Genomic DNA, 14,741 nt, shown 5'->3' with positions numbered 1-14,741 from the left:
CTATATATCTCGCTAGAATACAAATAGAGAAATAGGAAACCATCCCAAAAGACCTCTAGTCCCATCCTCAACCTTCACACAATTTTTTTGGAGTGTTTCACGCTAAAAATGGTTACAATGCTCGTTCAAACATATAAAAAAGGCCCATGAATAATTATATTCATGGGCCTAGGCTTGTATTAATCTATATTTTCTCCAACAATTTTTACTTCTAACTCTAGCTCAACACCAAAGTTTTCTTTCACTTTCTCTTTCACCATTTCTATCGTGCTAATATAATCAGTTGCTGTAGCATTATTTTTATTGACGATAAAGCCTGCATGCTTCGTGGAAACCTCTGCACCACCAAAGCCTTTACCCTGTAAGCCACTGTCTTGAATGAGTTTCCCGGCAAAATAACCTGGTGGTCTTTTGAATACACTACCAGCAGAAGGATATTCTAATGGTTGTTTAGATTCTCTTTGAAAAGTAAGATCTGCAATTTTTGAGTCAATCTCTTCTTGATGCCCTTTTTCCAATAAAAATTCTGTCGACAATACGTAATAGCCTTTTTTCGTAATAATACTCTTTCGATACCCTAGCTCCAATTGCTCTTTCGAAAGAACTAACTTTTCTCCAGATGGTGTTAGTACAGTACATTGCACAATTACGTCTTGAATTTCACCACCATATGCTCCTGCATTCATCGCCATTGCTCCACCGATAGAACCGGGAATACCACAGGCAAATTCCAAACCAGTTAAGGATTCTTGTGCTGCCGCTTTTGACACATCAATAATATCCGCACCACTCTCGGCAATTACACGGTTACCATCTATTATAATATTATTTAAATTTTCCAGTCGAAGTACGATTCCTCTTACTCCACCATCCCGTACGACCATATTAGATCCATTTCCTAATAGTAGCATTGGTATATTATGTTCATAAGCATACTGCACAACAAAGGCAGCTTCATCCTGCGTGGACGGTGTGACAAACAAATCTGCCATCCCACCCATTTTTGTTACTGTATGCAAATTTAATGCTTCATCTATTTTAATATTCTCCGGGTTTAACTTTTCACTTAGGTTTTCAAACCATTTTTGTTTACTCAAAGAGAGACAATCCTTTCTTCATTAACCTTGTATCCTTACATAGTATGCATTTTCACACATAATATATCAAGAGAAAATGCTATAACCATTCTTTAGACCAAGTCTCAATTCCTCCAACTACTTCTTTTAGAGCAAGACCTTTCTCTGTCAAGTTATATTCTACCCGTATTGGCACCTCGGAAAAGACAGTTCTTTCAACAATCCCCTCTTTTTCGAGTTCTTTTAGACGCTCTGATAACAAACGACCACTTATAGGAAGGGACGACTCAATCTCATTAAATCGTTTTGCTCCATCCATTAGTTGATATACGATTAGGGCAGTCCATCTTTTACCTAACAACTCCATTGCTTTTGATAAACGTGGACATAATAACGTTTCTTTCATCTGATTCACCTCTATTACCTTCTATTATATTCTTTTTTTCTTCTAAAGTAAAATTAAAGTAATTTAATTACTTGACGTAAGTAATATATTAATCTATATTTAGTTACATAAAGTAACCTTATGTTTGCTATTTGTAAAAGAAGGTAAACGAAATGATGGCAATATATATTACTTCGAAATAAAAACTCTTGATTTCGAAGTAATATTGGTTTATAGTTAGAATAACAACAAACTTAGGAGGAAATAAAAAATGACAAAATTTAATCTTGACGCAGCGCATTCTACGATCGACTTTTCCGTAAAACATATGATGGTTTCAAAAGTAAAAGGAGCTTTCACTAATTTCACAGCAGACTTAGAAGGTAATACAGAAGACTTAACAGGTGCTACAATTAGTTTTGATATCGACGTAAAATCTATCAACTCAAATAACGTAGACCGTGATAACCACTTACGTTCTGGAGATTTCTTTGATACAGAAACATACCCAAGCATCAAATTTGTGGCTACAGATATTAAGAAAAAAGACGATGGTGAGTACGACGTAACTGGCGACCTAACGATTAAAGACGTTACAAAACCAGTAACATTCGACGTTGAATATGGTGGTAAAGGTACTAATCCATGGGGGCAAGAAGTAGTCGCTTTCTCTGCTGAGTCTAAAGTTAACCGTAAAGAGTTTGGTTTAACTTGGAACCAAGCATTAGAAACTGGTGGCGTTCTAGTTGGAGAAGACATTAAAATTACTGTTGAACTTGAGTTAAACCCAGCTCAATAATCATCTCATAAGTACAAAAAGCTATCCTTTTGGATAGCTTTTTTGTTTTTATTATTAAATAACCTGAGTAAAAAATAAGCAATTAAAATTAACTGAATATTAAGTGATATATTATATACTTTATATTGAGTAAAGAATGTGTTATTGTATGAATTATCTTATTTTCAGAAAGGACGGAATATTATGCCACAAATGCTAGCTTTGGTTATTGTTGTCGCTATTTTATTTATTGGAGACTTTGTCTCTATACGAACTAAAGCTTGGATCCCGTCTGTTTTCATAGCTGCCATATTGTTCATTCTTGGTTACTGGACATTTTTCCCTAAGGAAATCATTTCAATAGCTGGTGTACCTCCAGTAGTTGCAACAATGATGATTTATCTTCTCATCACAAATATGGGTACACTCCTTTCTCTTAGACAATTAAAGGAACAATGGAAAAGTATATTAATTTCACTAGCTGGGATTTTAGGTATAATTGTCGCATTATTCACAATAGGTACTTTACTATTCGGAGTTAAAACTGTTATCGTGGCTATTCCTCCATTGGTTGGGGGTGTGGTATCAGCGCTAATCATGTCAGAAGGTGCTGCAAATGCAGGTCTTACCACTTTGTCGGTGTTTGCAATAGTCATATATGTTATGCAAGGATTCGCCGGGTATCCACTTACTTCAATTGTACTTAAAAAAGAAGGAAAAGAACTTCTTCAAAAGTTCCGCATCGGCGAAATTACTATTGCAGGACAAACTAAAGATGAAGTAGGAAAACCAAAAGAAGAACTCAAAATGTTTCGTAAATTGCCAGAAAAATATAATACCGACTACTTTAAATTGTTTCGGCTAGCTTTCGTCGGATTCCTTGCTTATGGGGTATCTACTCTATTAAATCCTATTCTAGAAATTAGTCCTTTCGTACTTTGCTTATTATTTGGGATTATCGCGGGAAGTATTGGTTTCTTAGAAAGAAACGTCCTTCAAAAGGCAAACAGTTTCGGTATTTGTATCTTAGTATTAATGTTATTTGTTTTTGATGCCTTGAAAAACGCTACACCTTCTATGATTATGCAACTGTTTTATCCACTTGTAGGAACAATTGTCATAGGTGTCATAGGAATGTACATATTCTCCTTCATCATTGGAAAAATTCTAAAAGTCAGCAAAAATATGGCCTTTGCAGTTTCATTGACCGCACTTTATGGATTCCCTGCTGACTACATTATTACAAATGAAGTTATTAAATCTTTAACAGAGGATGAGAAAGAAAGAGAAGTTTTAACTAGTCACATGCTTCCTCCCATGCTTGTAGGAGGATTTATCAGTGTAACTATTGTTTCTGTTATTCTAGCAGGTATATTCGTAGGATTTTTATAAGACCGCTTAATGCTTGCATAGAGAGCCAATCTAATAACCTTTTAAGTGCCGCATAATTTAAAGAAACCATAAAAATATATAAAGTCATATAAAAGTTAACGGGGGATCAGCATGATAAACAATAAAATAAAAGAATCCATTAAAAATAATAAGGAAGAATTAGTTCAACTTCGCAGAAAATTGCACAGCCAGCCTGAACTATCATTTGAGGAGTTCCAAACGACTCAGTTTATATGCGAGTATTTAGATAATCTTGGAATCTCTTATCGTAAAACGGAACCTACTGGAGTTATCGCCGAAATCAAAGGCGCAACAGGTGGAAAAACCGTTGCTCTTCGAGGTGATATGGATGCCCTTGCGATTCAACAACTTAATAAACACGTCCCATATGCCTCTAAAACTGAAGGAAAAATGCATGCATGTGGTCATGACGCACATACTGCTATGTTATTAATAGCAGCGAAGGCACTTTCAGCGGTAAAAGATCAGCTTTCTGGAAATGTGCGCTTGTTATTTCAACCAGCAGAGGAAATAGCGCAAGGGGCAAAGGCTATGGTTAAACAAGGCGCAATGGATGATGTTGATAATGTATTCGGTATCCATATTTGGTCTCAAATGCCTACTGGTAAGGTTTCCTGTAATCCAGGTCCTTCCTTTGCTGCAGCCGATATCTTCAAAGTGACATTCAAAGGACGAGGCGGTCATGGCGCCATTCCAGAGGCTTGTATCGATGCAGCTCTTGTTGCTTCATCCTTCGTCATGAACGTTCAAACAGTTATCTCTAGGACGATTGACCCGCAAAGCCCTGCTGTTTTAACAGTTGGTAAAATGGTCGTTGGTACTCGATTTAATGTCATTGCTGAGAATGCCGAGATAGAGGGAACTGTCCGTACCTTCCATTCCAATACTCGCGATCATATTGAAAAGTCTATTGGTCAATATGCGGAAAGTGTTGCGGCTATTTACGGTGCAACCGCTGAGGTACAATATACAAGAGGAACAGACGCTGTAGATAATGACGAAGAAAGCGCTAATCTTGTCCAACAGGTGGCATCTGCTTCGTTTGGTTCAGACGTTGTCTATTATGAGAAGCCGACAATGGGCGGAGAAGATTTCTCGGAGTTTTTAACAAAAGCACCTGGTAGTTTTGCCCTTGTCGGTAGCGGTAATTCTAAAAAGGACACAGAATGGGCTCATCATCACGGTAACTTTGATATTGATGAGGATGCACTTTCTACTGGAGCTGAACTCTATGCTCAGTATGCTTGGACATATTTGAATAAATAAAGATTTTAAATGCATTCGGATGGAGAAAACAGTTAGTAGTTTTCTCCATCTTTTTTTCATTAATTTTTATCTGACTTTTTAAACTATTTATATAAGAAATCGTATATACTTATGTAAAAGGCTTGGAGGGATATGTATGGAGGATTTTATAGGATTAGTTGCTGTAGTGATGGTTTTTTCCATACCACTGACTGCAATATGGACAACACATCTACGAAAGTCTCAAAAAGTGAAATTAATCATTGTAAAAGATGAAATTGAACTGGAAAAACTCAAATATAATAACTTTTTGCTCGAAACAGAAAAAATGCGAATGGATCTTCAGCACAAACAAGCTAACTTACTAGAAAGCTCAGATCCACTTGTTTTAAATTTACAAAAAAGTGCACAACAAGAGGCAAAAACTATATCTTCTTAAAACAATCGTGCTGATTTCATTTCTGCACGATTTTTTTGAATGCTTATTTCCATTGTAACCCCTCTCATTCGCTACTTTAACAGTGCATCGATTACAATAGAAGTATTCTACTAAACGAAATAGGAGCTTACTATGCAAACATCTACTAAAGGATTCTTTCAACTACTCAAAAGTCTTAAATGGCCCGTCAAGATAACAATTATAGCCGTTGCTCTATCCTTGATAAGCACTGTTATTGGGTTAATCGTTCCACTTGTCACGAAGAATTTAGTTGACACATTAACTACTAGTTCTTTCAACTGGAAAATGATTGGAATATTGCTAGTCGTATTCCTTCTACAAGCGATTTCCGGTGGATTCTCATTTTATCTATTATCTTATATAGGAGAATTTATAGTTGCGGATCTTCGAAAAAAACTCTGGAGCAAAGTACTCCATCTCCCTGTCCCCTACTATGATCAAAATGAAAGTGGAGAGACGATGAGTCGTATTACACAGGACACGACTACTTTGAAATCTCTTATTACGGATCATCTAGTAAATTTTGTATCTGGGATTATTACCATTATTGGGTCGGTTATTATCCTATTTTTTATCGATTGGAAAATGACATTGATCATGCTTGTTAGTGTGCCATTAAGTATAGCAATCATGATGCCCCTTGGATCAATGATGCATAAAGTATCCAAATCCACACAAAAAGAAATGGCATTATTTTCAGGACTTCTGGGCCGAGTGTTATCAGAAATTCGGCTAGTTAAATCTTATCGAGCCGAGAAAACGGAAACTATTAGTGGAAATGAAGCTATTCAAAATTTATATCGATTTGGCTTAAAAGAAGCAAAAATACAAGCTTTCATCTCCCCTTTTATGACCCTTATTATGATGGCCATTTTAGTCGTCATTTTAGGCTATGGCGGTTTGCAAGTATCTCAAGGAATATTATCAGCTGGTGATCTTGTTGCGATTATCTTTTACTTAGTAAATATTATTGTGCCTTTTGCACAAATGGCTACCTTTTTCACATCTTTCCAAAAAGCCGTTGGGGCTACAGAACGAATTCAAGAAATTTTCTATATGGACAGTGAAGCTGTTGAATTAGAAGCACCAAAACATTTAAAAGACGGTGTTATCACATTTGAAGATGTCCATTTTTCTTATGGTCCCGATAAGAAAATAATAGATGGCATTTCCTTAATAGCACATCCTGGAACTGTCTCCGCTTTTGTCGGGCCTAGTGGTGGCGGTAAAACTACTATATTTTCCTTAATTGAACGGTTTTATGAACCCGATTCTGGAACCATCTTATTTAACGAGTCTCCTATCACCGACCTATCGTTAAATGCATGGCGTTCTAAAATTGGATATGTTTCTCAGGAAAGTCCATTAATGAGTGGTACTATTTTATCGAATATCACCTATGGTATGTCGACTATTCCTTCTATGGATACAGTCATCGGAGCAGCGGCAGCAGCAAATGCTGCAGACTTCATCGATAATCTACCAGAAAAGTATGATACGCTTGTCGGAGAAAGAGGCATTAAACTTTCTGGTGGCCAGCGCCAACGTATCGCAATTGCAAGAGCCCTCTTGCACAACCCAAAAATATTATTACTGGATGAAGCGACCTCTAATCTTGATAGTGCGTCGGAGACATTGGTGCAAGAAGCGCTCGAACGGCTAATGAATGGAAGAACTACCCTTATCATTGCACATAGACTAGCAACGATTATTCACGCCGACCAAATATTCTTTTTAGAAAAAGGAAAAATTACTGGTAGCGGTACACATGAAGAATTGCTTGCCCAACATCAGCTTTATCGGGAATTTACTCACGGACAAGGCTTGTCTTAATCACCTGTCATAATAAATAACAAAAAGAAGGATTAGAAAGTGACAAGGTCACTATCTACTCCTTCTTTTCTTATGATATTTGATTTGATATCTAATAGTCGGTATCAAACTCACAAAGAAGTAAAGCTCTCCTTGTAGAAGGTATACAAAATAATAGGTAGTAGAATTAATCCAATTTAAATATATTAACATTATTAGATCATGAAAGTTGAACTAAAATATGGGCATTATTTCAAACTTTTCATAACTTCTTTCATATTTTAAATTTTCTATGTATTACACTCTATAATATGGTATCTTATTTATAATTGGATTTGATTTCCTTTTATTGATTTAGAAGAGGGTGTGGGTTTTATGAACCTTGGGCAATTGATTAAGTTAGAGCGCCAGAGACAAAATATTAAGCAAGAGGCTTTAGCTTTGGGTATATGCGTTCCCTCTTACTTAAGCAGAATTGAAAACGGCTTAGTCATTCCAAGCGAAGATATAAAGCACCTTATTCTTATGCGGCTAAACATCTCGGCAGATACATTAACGAAAAGACCCAATGAAGAAAATACTACGCAGTTTAAAATACGGTTCAAGCAAGTTATAAACTCTCGAGATAAAGAGTTGGCTAAACAACTACTAGTTGATATTCACCTTCATATTACCGAACATCCCTTAGAAGCAGATCGACTTACACTGCTGTTATTGGAAGCTCGATTGATGCTTATGTTACCTGAGGAGTTGGAAATACAAAGGAATATAAATATTTTAGTAGATTTCAAAAAGGAAATGACAATAGAACAACTATTTTATCTGTACACGATTCAAGGTATTATTGCGTATCAAGATAATCAGTTTAGTCAGGCTTCTCATTTCTTTAAGGAAGTTTTTCAATTAATCAAAGGCTATCGTATGGAAGACTGGGAAATGGCTGAATTGCATTACATATCAGGATTATCTCTATTATCTGAGTCTCGTTACATACTTGCTATCGACTATGTAAAGGAAGCAATTTTTTATTTCAATCAAGAAATATTAATCGATCGATCCATTGAATGTTTAATGATTCTGGGGATTGCACAAAAGAATTCGGGTGTCTTAAAGGATGCTCTTGCTACTTTTGAGAAGGCAAAAGATATAAACCTGAAGATTGAATCCTCTGAGTTTAACGGGATGATTGAGCATAATCTGGGTTCATGCTACTCTTTGCAACTGCAATCTGACCAAGCCTTACAACATTTTTTTAATGCTCTGGATTCCAAACACAACCCAGAGGATAAGATTGTCACTATTCTATCTATACTTAAGGAATATCACAAAAATGGGGATTTACAGAATGCTTTAGTATGGTTGGAAAAAGGATTAGAAACTGTCCAATATGTAGGAGATAGTAAGAAAGATCTTTATACCAATCATTTTTCCGTATATGGAGCGATATTACTGGAAAACCAAGTGCTTATACCTATATTTAAAAAAAGCTTGGACTATTTCGAAGGAAAGCAAGATTATAAACATTGTATGATTTATTGCAACGTATTGGCTAAACGACTAGCTGAAACTAAACAGTATAAGCAAGCGTCCATTTACTATGAGTTAGGATTCCACTATCATTTGAAGCAATCAAAAGTATTTAGTTGGGAGGAATTGTCATGAAAAAAGTTGTATTTGGTGTTCTACTTTGTTTCGTCTTATTCACATTTCCAGTTCTAAGTTCAACCCATTCTACTGAGGACGACAAACCCAAAATTACATCTATTGGTGAGCTTATTTAATTGATTGATTGATTGAAAAACTAAGGCACAAGATTCGATTTGGAATTTTGTGCTTTTTTATTACTTATTATCATTACTACATAAGTTGCCAAAAAAAGGAGGACCTATGTCTACACGTAATTCTAAAAGAATTGGAAAGAAAAAAAAGAATTTAAAATATACCTTTATTATTATTTCTGCACTACTTTTAGTGGGTATTATTGCTTTTGCTGTAAATCTATCATTGGAAGCAAAGACAGCAACAACCAAGATGTACGTACCTTTAATACGCGATGAGAAAGCTCAGAGTGATAAGTCTCCACTTAAAACAACACCTTTTAGTCTATTAGTAGCTGGTGTGGACGATAAGAAAGAGGAAACATACGGTCGTTCTGACATGCTCCTATTAGTCACCATACATCCTAAATTAGGTAAAATTTCCATGGTGAATATCCCTCGAGATACTAGGGTTTATATCGAGGAATTGGAACGAGAGGACAAAGTGAATCACGCCTACTCACATGGCGGGATAAACTATACGATAAATTCGCTTGAAAAGCTCTTAGATGTTCCAATCGATTATTATGTTTCTACAAATTTCCAGGGGTTCGAAGACATAGTCGATACACTTGGCGGAATTGAAGTAGATGTGCCGTTTACAGTTGATATTCAAATGGCAGATACATTGGAATGGAAAACTTATACCGAAGGGCCAATGCTATTAAAGGGAAACGAGGCGCTTGCCTATGTTCGAATGCGTAAAAAAGATCCAGAAGGCGATATAGGTCGCAATAAACGTCAAAAACAAGTGATTCAAGAAATCCTAAACGAATCCACTCGTTTTAGCAGTGTAGCTAAACTAGATGATTTGATAAAAAATGTCGGTGAAAACGTCAAAACAAATATTTCAACTGCTGATTATTGGAGCTTTGTACAACTATTTCAACAAATGAAGGATTCCCCTATCGATCAATTAACGCTAGAAGGCCAAGATGAAAGAATCTACAGTAAAACAGAAGGAAAAGAATTATGGTACTTTATACCAAACGAAGCTTCCTTAGAGGAATTAAAGAAGAACCTAAAAACCAACTTGGGAAAAAAAACACAAAAAAACATCTCCCCAAGTAATATCAACTTAACACTCCACTATGAATATGAATAACAATAAAAAACGAGTCCTCAGACTCGTTTTTGTTTATAACTTCTATTCAACTGTCACTTCTTCTTCTGCAATAATATGCTGACTGTATACTTCAACAAATTCCAAAGACTCTTCAATATTATCTACTAACTCAAAAACATCCAGAATCATTACAAGTCTGATCGTCGTATCTTCCCCAAAAATGTTTTTGTAAATAACATCTTTATAATGGGATTTCACTAGCTTATCGACATCCTCTAGCCTAACGGCACGTATGATATTAATGGTCTCTTCATAGATTTTATTAGACATAGAACCGGATATGGAAATGTGTTCAAACAACAATTTAACAGAAAAAATTTTATACATTACGCTCACCTCTTACTTATAACTTTAGTATGTGAGCACGTAGATTGCTAGATATTTCATGTGTGAATGTAGTGTTGTAAATCCAACATTAAACGTCTATTTTTGTTCTTGCTTTCCTAGATGAAATAACCTAGCTAATACCTTTATATTTGTTAGGGTATTTCTCTCCCATTTAAATATTAAACTGACTTTCATATAGCTCGGAGTAGAAACCTTTTTGTTTCAGTAGCTCTGTATGGGTCCCGACTTCAATTAATTCACCTTGATGAATAACTAAAATTCTATCCGCATTTTCAATCGTTTTTAGACGATGTGCTATGACAAAACTGGTACGGCCTTCTGAAAGTCTATTGAGTCCTTGTTGAATATCTATCTCTGTTTTCGTATCAATGCTTGAAGTTGCTTCATCTAGTATTAATATATCTGAGTCTGCTAAAACGGCACGAGCAATCGCTAATAACTGTCGCTGTCCTATACTTAAATTAGATCCATTTCCGGTAATCTGGGTATCATACTTATCAGGTAAATGCTTGATAAATCGATGAGCAGACGCTAGTTTAGCTGCCTCTATTACTTCGTCATCCGTTGCTTCTAGTCTACCGTATCGAATGTTCTCCAAAATGGAACCAGTGAAGAGAAAAGTATCCTGTAAAACAACCCCAATTTTTTCTCGAAGCTTGCTTATTTGATAATCGCTAATTGATCTCCCATCGATTTTAATATTTCCCGAGTCCAATTCATAAAAACGCATAAGCAAGTTAATAATTGTCGTTTTCCCCGAGCCTGTTGGACCTACTAAAGCAATCTTTTCACCAGCTTTTGCCTCGAAGCTAATATTTTTTAGAATTGGTTTGCCACTCTCATATGAGAAGTGAACATTGTTAAAAGTAACGTCTCCTTTTAAATGATCTATTGTAAGTGCGTACTCCTGATCCTGAATATCTGGAGCTTCATCCATTATTTCAAATACTCGCTCTGCTCCTGCTATAGCAGACTGAAAAGTGTTCAATAATGTTGAGAGCTGATTAATAGGTCTGAAAAATTGTCTAGAGTAATTTACAAATGCTGCAATTATACCGATAGTTGCCAATTCTTGAACAGTCATTAGAGCTCCAATTCCAATTATTAATGCAAGACCTAAATTGTTGATAAAGTTGTTGATAGGTCCTAAAAACCCCGACACAGTATCGGCAGCTGTTGCAGAACTGCGAAGTCGTTCATTTACAATTGAGAACTTTTGGATGTTCTTTTCTTCTTGACCAAAAAGGGTAATTACTTCATTGCCAGATATGGCTTCTTCTACAAATCCATTTAACTCACCTAAATCACGTTGTCTTTTGATAAAGTTGCTACTACTATAGCTGATAATCTTTTTCGTTGTGAATATAACTAATGGAACTACCAACAGTGACACAATAGCCAACACCCAGTTAAGTATAAACATAGCTATCGTAACACCTGTCACCATCATTACAGTTGAAATAATTTGAATCACACTTTGACTTAATGCGTTATTCAAACTTTCAATATCGTTCGTCACACGGCTCATAAGGTCTCCATGGGTACGTTTATCGAAAAACCGAAGAGATAGAGTTTGAAACTTTTCATATAGATCCTGGCGTAGTGACCGAATAGTTTTTAACGACACTCTAATCATTAAAAAGTTTTGTAGCCAAGTAAATGCAGCCGCCGCTGTGTACACAATTGCTAAGATTACTAAGTACCGTAACGTTCCATCCATATCCTTTGGAATTATAAACTCATCAATGGTTACACCTATCATGTAGGGAACTAACAAGTTTAATAGAGTAGAAATAATAACTAGTATGATTGATACTACAATTGCTATTTTCTGTTTCTCCATATATCGCCATACTCGTATAAGCGTTCCTTTTTTATCTTTTGCTTTCTCTACTGGCCCTCCAAATCCTCTTGGACCCCTTGCACGACCTATTGCATTAGATACCGGTGGAGCGGAAGTTTTACTCATATGAAAGGACCCCCTTTCCACTTTGCGTCGCATAGATACTGCGGTAAACCTCACTATTTTCAATCAGTTCATCATGTGTGCCACTGGCAACAATCATGCCGTCTTCCATTACTAAAATTCTGTCAGCATTAATAATGGAAGAGACTTTGGAAGATACGATGAATACAGTTGTATCAGGTAAATCATGTGTAAGTGCTTGCTGTACTTGCACTTCCGATATGGCATCTATCGCAGAGGTAGAATCATCTAAAACTAGTATTTTCGGTTTACGGATAAATGCACGAGTCATCGATAATCGTTGCTTTTGCCCACCCGAAAGATTTGTAGCCCCCTGCATAAGCTCATGCCCAAATCGTCCATCTACTTTGTTGATAAACTCGCTTGCAGCCGCAGAGTTAGCCGCTTTTTCCATGTCCTCTATAGTTGCCTCTTCTTTACCGAAGCGAATATTTTCCTCTATGGATCCTGCAAATAACGTTGCCTTTTGCGGCACAAAACCAATTAAATCTCTTAAATTTTTAATAGAATACTCTTTTATATTTATGCCATTGATCATTACCTCTCCTAAATCCGGATCATACAATCGAGGGAGAAGTTTTATAAGTGTCGACTTTCCGCTTCCGGTCGGTCCAATAATTCCAATCGTTTCTCCACTATTCACATGAAATGAAATATCCTTTAATACATATTCTCCGTTTTTACTATAACTAAAATAAACTGATTTAAACTCAACTTCTCCCTTGAACTCGTTATTCGATAAAGGATTCACAGGATCAGTTATATCAATTTGAGTTTCCAATACTTGTTGAATTCGACGTGCCGAAGTAAACGACCTTGTAATTTGCATTAATACATGACTACTCGATACCAACCCGTTCATGATTATTGTTAAATAATTGATGAATGCTAAAATAACACCAACCTGCAGTGTTCCTTCATTTACTTTTATGGCACCCATCCACATACCAACAACCACTCCAATATTGACGATGAATAGCATCACTGGCATAAGCGTAAGAATGAGTTGTTCTGCCGACATATTACGCTTCGTTAACTCCTCGTTCACATGTTTGAATGCTTTTACCTCAAAGTTTTGTCTATCAAATGCTTTAATCACACGTATCCCTGCGAACGTCTCTTGAAGTTTTGTATTTACTTTATCCATAGCTTTTTGTACTTTCGCAAATAATTTCCCTGTTTTATACGAGAAAAAATAGATTAAAATCATCAAAATCGGAATTACTACCAATAACACTGGGAATAACTCTCTTGCTGTAAACCAAACAATCGCAACTGCTCCTATAAATAATAGTGGTCCTCTTACAAACACTCGAAGCGTCATCATAAGTGCCTGTTGAACGGCAGTAATATCATTTGTCACAATCGTTATTAGCTTACCTACACCAATATTGTCCATATTTTCACTAGAAAATCGCTCGGTCATTTTAAATACATCTTTTCGAATATCAGCAGCAAAATTCACAGCCGCTCTAGTACTATATATCGTACACCCTACTCCACCTATCAGCCCAATAACTGCGGTTACAAGCATTAACACGCCTAGTTTTATGACATAGGCTGTATCATCATTCGCAATACCATTATCAATAATATGTTGCATAATTGTCGGGGAAAGTAAATCCATGGCAACTTCAATGCACATAAACATTGGGGCTAATATTGCAAAAAGCATATATGGTTTTAAATAAGGAAGTAATTTCCAAAATGATTTCATAAGTCTCACTCCCTAATAGTTATCTGTCTTTAATCGTTCCGTTATTTCTTTCATAAATGAGATTAGTCTTGGCGAATTTTCAGGAGTCGTTCGAGTTTGCTTTATCGCCTTTCTAAGCTCAGACTCCCATAAATCTATTTGTTCCTTTAGATGAATTGCTTCTTCAGATTTTTGCCAGATCCAACGAGCCTCCCAATTACTCCAGAATAGTCCTTCGTTACGGGTTTCAAACTCCTGCAATCGATTATTTCCCTTTTCTTGAATGATATAAGTTTTTTTTTCGGCTGAAGGTTCAAGTTTTATCAATTCCTGCTCCAGTAATTCCTGAAGTGCCGGGTAAACTGTTCCCGCACTTGCAGTATAATGTCCGCTTGATCTAATTTCTAATTCCTTCATAATCTGATAGCCATGCATCGGTGCCTCTTCTAATAAATGTAAGATAGCCAGTTGAACAAAACCTCTACGCCTTTTCATGTAATCCAACTCCTTTAACTATATCGATAATTTTAATCGATATATCGATTAAAAACAATAGTAAAGGAGTTACCCATTTTATATGTGGGTAACTCCTTTGTAA

Annotated in this window: 14 protein-coding genes; 8 read left to right on the top strand and 6 right to left on the bottom strand. The window is 36.0% G+C overall.

Annotated features, from left to right (window positions below; genetic code table 11):
- Positions 1–179: 179 nt before the first annotated feature.
- Both murB and BM260_RS11725 read right to left on the bottom strand, forming a co-directional pair.
- Positions 180–1,097 (bottom strand): UDP-N-acetylmuramate dehydrogenase, encoded by a 918-nt coding sequence (murB, locus tag BM260_RS11730; RefSeq protein WP_093537534.1) that lies wholly within the window; start codon positions 1,095–1,097, stop codon positions 180–182.
- 79 nt (positions 1,098–1,176) lie between these two features.
- Positions 1,177–1,482, bottom strand: a complete 306-nt coding sequence (locus tag BM260_RS11725; RefSeq protein ID WP_093537533.1) for a winged helix-turn-helix transcriptional regulator — start codon at positions 1,480–1,482, stop codon at positions 1,177–1,179.
- A 250-nt stretch (positions 1,483–1,732) separates the two neighbouring features.
- On the opposite strand from BM260_RS11725, the gene BM260_RS11720 reads away from it, so the two are divergent.
- The 8 genes from BM260_RS11720 to BM260_RS11690 all read left to right on the top strand — a co-directional run bounded on the left by BM260_RS11720 (position 1,733) and on the right by BM260_RS11690 (position 10,091).
- A complete protein-coding gene (locus BM260_RS11720; protein ID WP_093537532.1) occupies positions 1,733–2,260 on the top strand; it encodes a YceI family protein in 528 nt (175 codons plus the stop codon).
- A gap of 183 nt (positions 2,261–2,443) precedes the next feature.
- Positions 2,444–3,631: a hypothetical protein gene (locus tag BM260_RS11715; protein ID WP_093537531.1), complete on the top strand. Its 1,188-nt coding sequence runs from the start codon at positions 2,444–2,446 to the stop codon at positions 3,629–3,631.
- Between the two features lie 111 nt (positions 3,632–3,742).
- The gene (locus BM260_RS11710) at positions 3,743–4,918 is read left to right on the top strand and encodes a M20 metallopeptidase family protein (RefSeq protein ID WP_093537530.1); all 1,176 of its coding nucleotides are present in this window, start codon (positions 3,743–3,745) and stop codon (positions 4,916–4,918) included.
- A gap of 136 nt (positions 4,919–5,054) precedes the next feature.
- A complete protein-coding gene (locus BM260_RS11705; protein WP_093537529.1) occupies positions 5,055–5,336 on the top strand; it encodes a hypothetical protein in 282 nt (93 codons plus the stop codon).
- Positions 5,337–5,468: 132 nt separating this feature from the next.
- Positions 5,469–7,190 (top strand): ABC transporter ATP-binding protein, encoded by a 1,722-nt coding sequence (locus tag BM260_RS11700; protein ID WP_093537528.1) that lies wholly within the window; start codon positions 5,469–5,471, stop codon positions 7,188–7,190.
- A gap of 354 nt (positions 7,191–7,544) precedes the next feature.
- Complete coding sequence (locus BM260_RS11695) at positions 7,545–8,831, top strand: helix-turn-helix domain-containing protein (protein WP_093537527.1); 1,287 nt, start codon at positions 7,545–7,547, stop codon at positions 8,829–8,831.
- The gene (locus BM260_RS18795) at positions 8,828–8,950 is read left to right on the top strand and encodes a hypothetical protein (RefSeq protein ID WP_281249753.1); all 123 of its coding nucleotides are present in this window, start codon (positions 8,828–8,830) and stop codon (positions 8,948–8,950) included. Before BM260_RS11695 ends, BM260_RS18795 begins: the two co-directional genes overlap by 4 nt.
- Before the next feature lie 106 nt (positions 8,951–9,056).
- Positions 9,057–10,091: an LCP family protein gene (locus tag BM260_RS11690; protein WP_093537526.1), complete on the top strand. Its 1,035-nt coding sequence runs from the start codon at positions 9,057–9,059 to the stop codon at positions 10,089–10,091.
- 42 nt (positions 10,092–10,133) lie between these two features.
- Here BM260_RS11690 and BM260_RS11685 read toward each other — a convergent pair whose 3' ends face one another.
- From BM260_RS11685 to BM260_RS11670, 4 genes are all read right to left on the bottom strand, one after another.
- Positions 10,134–10,439: a DUF4288 domain-containing protein gene (locus tag BM260_RS11685; RefSeq protein ID WP_093537525.1), complete on the bottom strand. Its 306-nt coding sequence runs from the start codon at positions 10,437–10,439 to the stop codon at positions 10,134–10,136.
- A gap of 172 nt (positions 10,440–10,611) precedes the next feature.
- Positions 10,612–12,303 carry an ABC transporter ATP-binding protein gene (locus BM260_RS11680; protein ID WP_245762722.1) on the bottom strand — a complete coding sequence of 564 codons (1,692 nt, stop codon included), beginning with the start codon at positions 12,301–12,303 and terminating at the stop codon, positions 10,612–10,614.
- Positions 12,304–12,421: 118 nt separating this feature from the next.
- Positions 12,422–14,164, bottom strand: coding sequence for an ABC transporter ATP-binding protein (locus tag BM260_RS11675; RefSeq protein WP_093537523.1), 1,743 nt, complete (start codon positions 14,162–14,164; stop codon positions 12,422–12,424).
- Between the two features lie 12 nt (positions 14,165–14,176).
- Entirely contained in the window at positions 14,177–14,638 is a 462-nt protein-coding gene (locus BM260_RS11670) for a PadR family transcriptional regulator (protein ID WP_093537522.1), read from the bottom strand.
- Positions 14,639–14,741: the final 103 nt, after the last annotated feature.

The sequence above is a fragment of the Psychrobacillus psychrotolerans genome, assembly GCF_900115805.1.
GTDB lineage: Bacteria > Bacillota > Bacilli > Bacillales_A > Planococcaceae > Psychrobacillus > Psychrobacillus psychrotolerans.
Note: the sequence above shows the minus strand (reverse complement) of the source record. Positions and strands in the feature narration are given on the sequence as shown.

What these genes read in the sequence shown, in the direction of transcription:
- BM260_RS11725 (WP_093537533.1), bottom strand. Translation starts at nt 1,482, where the DNA reads ATGAAAGAAACGTTATTATGTCCACGTTTATCAAAAGCAATGGAGTTG.
- BM260_RS11720 (WP_093537532.1), top strand. Translation starts at nt 1,733, where the DNA reads ATGACAAAATTTAATCTTGACGCAGCGCATTCTACGATCGACTTTTCC.
- BM260_RS11715 (WP_093537531.1), top strand. Translation starts at nt 2,444, where the DNA reads ATGCCACAAATGCTAGCTTTGGTTATTGTTGTCGCTATTTTATTTATT.
- BM260_RS11710 (WP_093537530.1), top strand. Translation starts at nt 3,743, where the DNA reads ATGATAAACAATAAAATAAAAGAATCCATTAAAAATAATAAGGAAGAA.
- BM260_RS11705 (WP_093537529.1), top strand. Translation starts at nt 5,055, where the DNA reads ATGGAGGATTTTATAGGATTAGTTGCTGTAGTGATGGTTTTTTCCATA.
- BM260_RS11700 (WP_093537528.1), top strand. Translation starts at nt 5,469, where the DNA reads ATGCAAACATCTACTAAAGGATTCTTTCAACTACTCAAAAGTCTTAAA.
- BM260_RS11695 (WP_093537527.1), top strand. Translation starts at nt 7,545, where the DNA reads ATGAACCTTGGGCAATTGATTAAGTTAGAGCGCCAGAGACAAAATATT.
- BM260_RS18795 (WP_281249753.1), top strand. Translation starts at nt 8,828, where the DNA reads ATGAAAAAAGTTGTATTTGGTGTTCTACTTTGTTTCGTCTTATTCACA.
- BM260_RS11690 (WP_093537526.1), top strand. Translation starts at nt 9,057, where the DNA reads ATGTCTACACGTAATTCTAAAAGAATTGGAAAGAAAAAAAAGAATTTA.
- BM260_RS11685 (WP_093537525.1), bottom strand. Translation starts at nt 10,439, where the DNA reads ATGTATAAAATTTTTTCTGTTAAATTGTTGTTTGAACACATTTCCATA.
- BM260_RS11680 (WP_245762722.1), bottom strand. Translation starts at nt 12,303, where the DNA reads ATGGAGAAACAGAAAATAGCAATTGTAGTATCAATCATACTAGTTATT.
- BM260_RS11675 (WP_093537523.1), bottom strand. Translation starts at nt 14,164, where the DNA reads ATGAAATCATTTTGGAAATTACTTCCTTATTTAAAACCATATATGCTT.
- BM260_RS11670 (WP_093537522.1), bottom strand. Translation starts at nt 14,638, where the DNA reads ATGAAAAGGCGTAGAGGTTTTGTTCAACTGGCTATCTTACATTTATTA.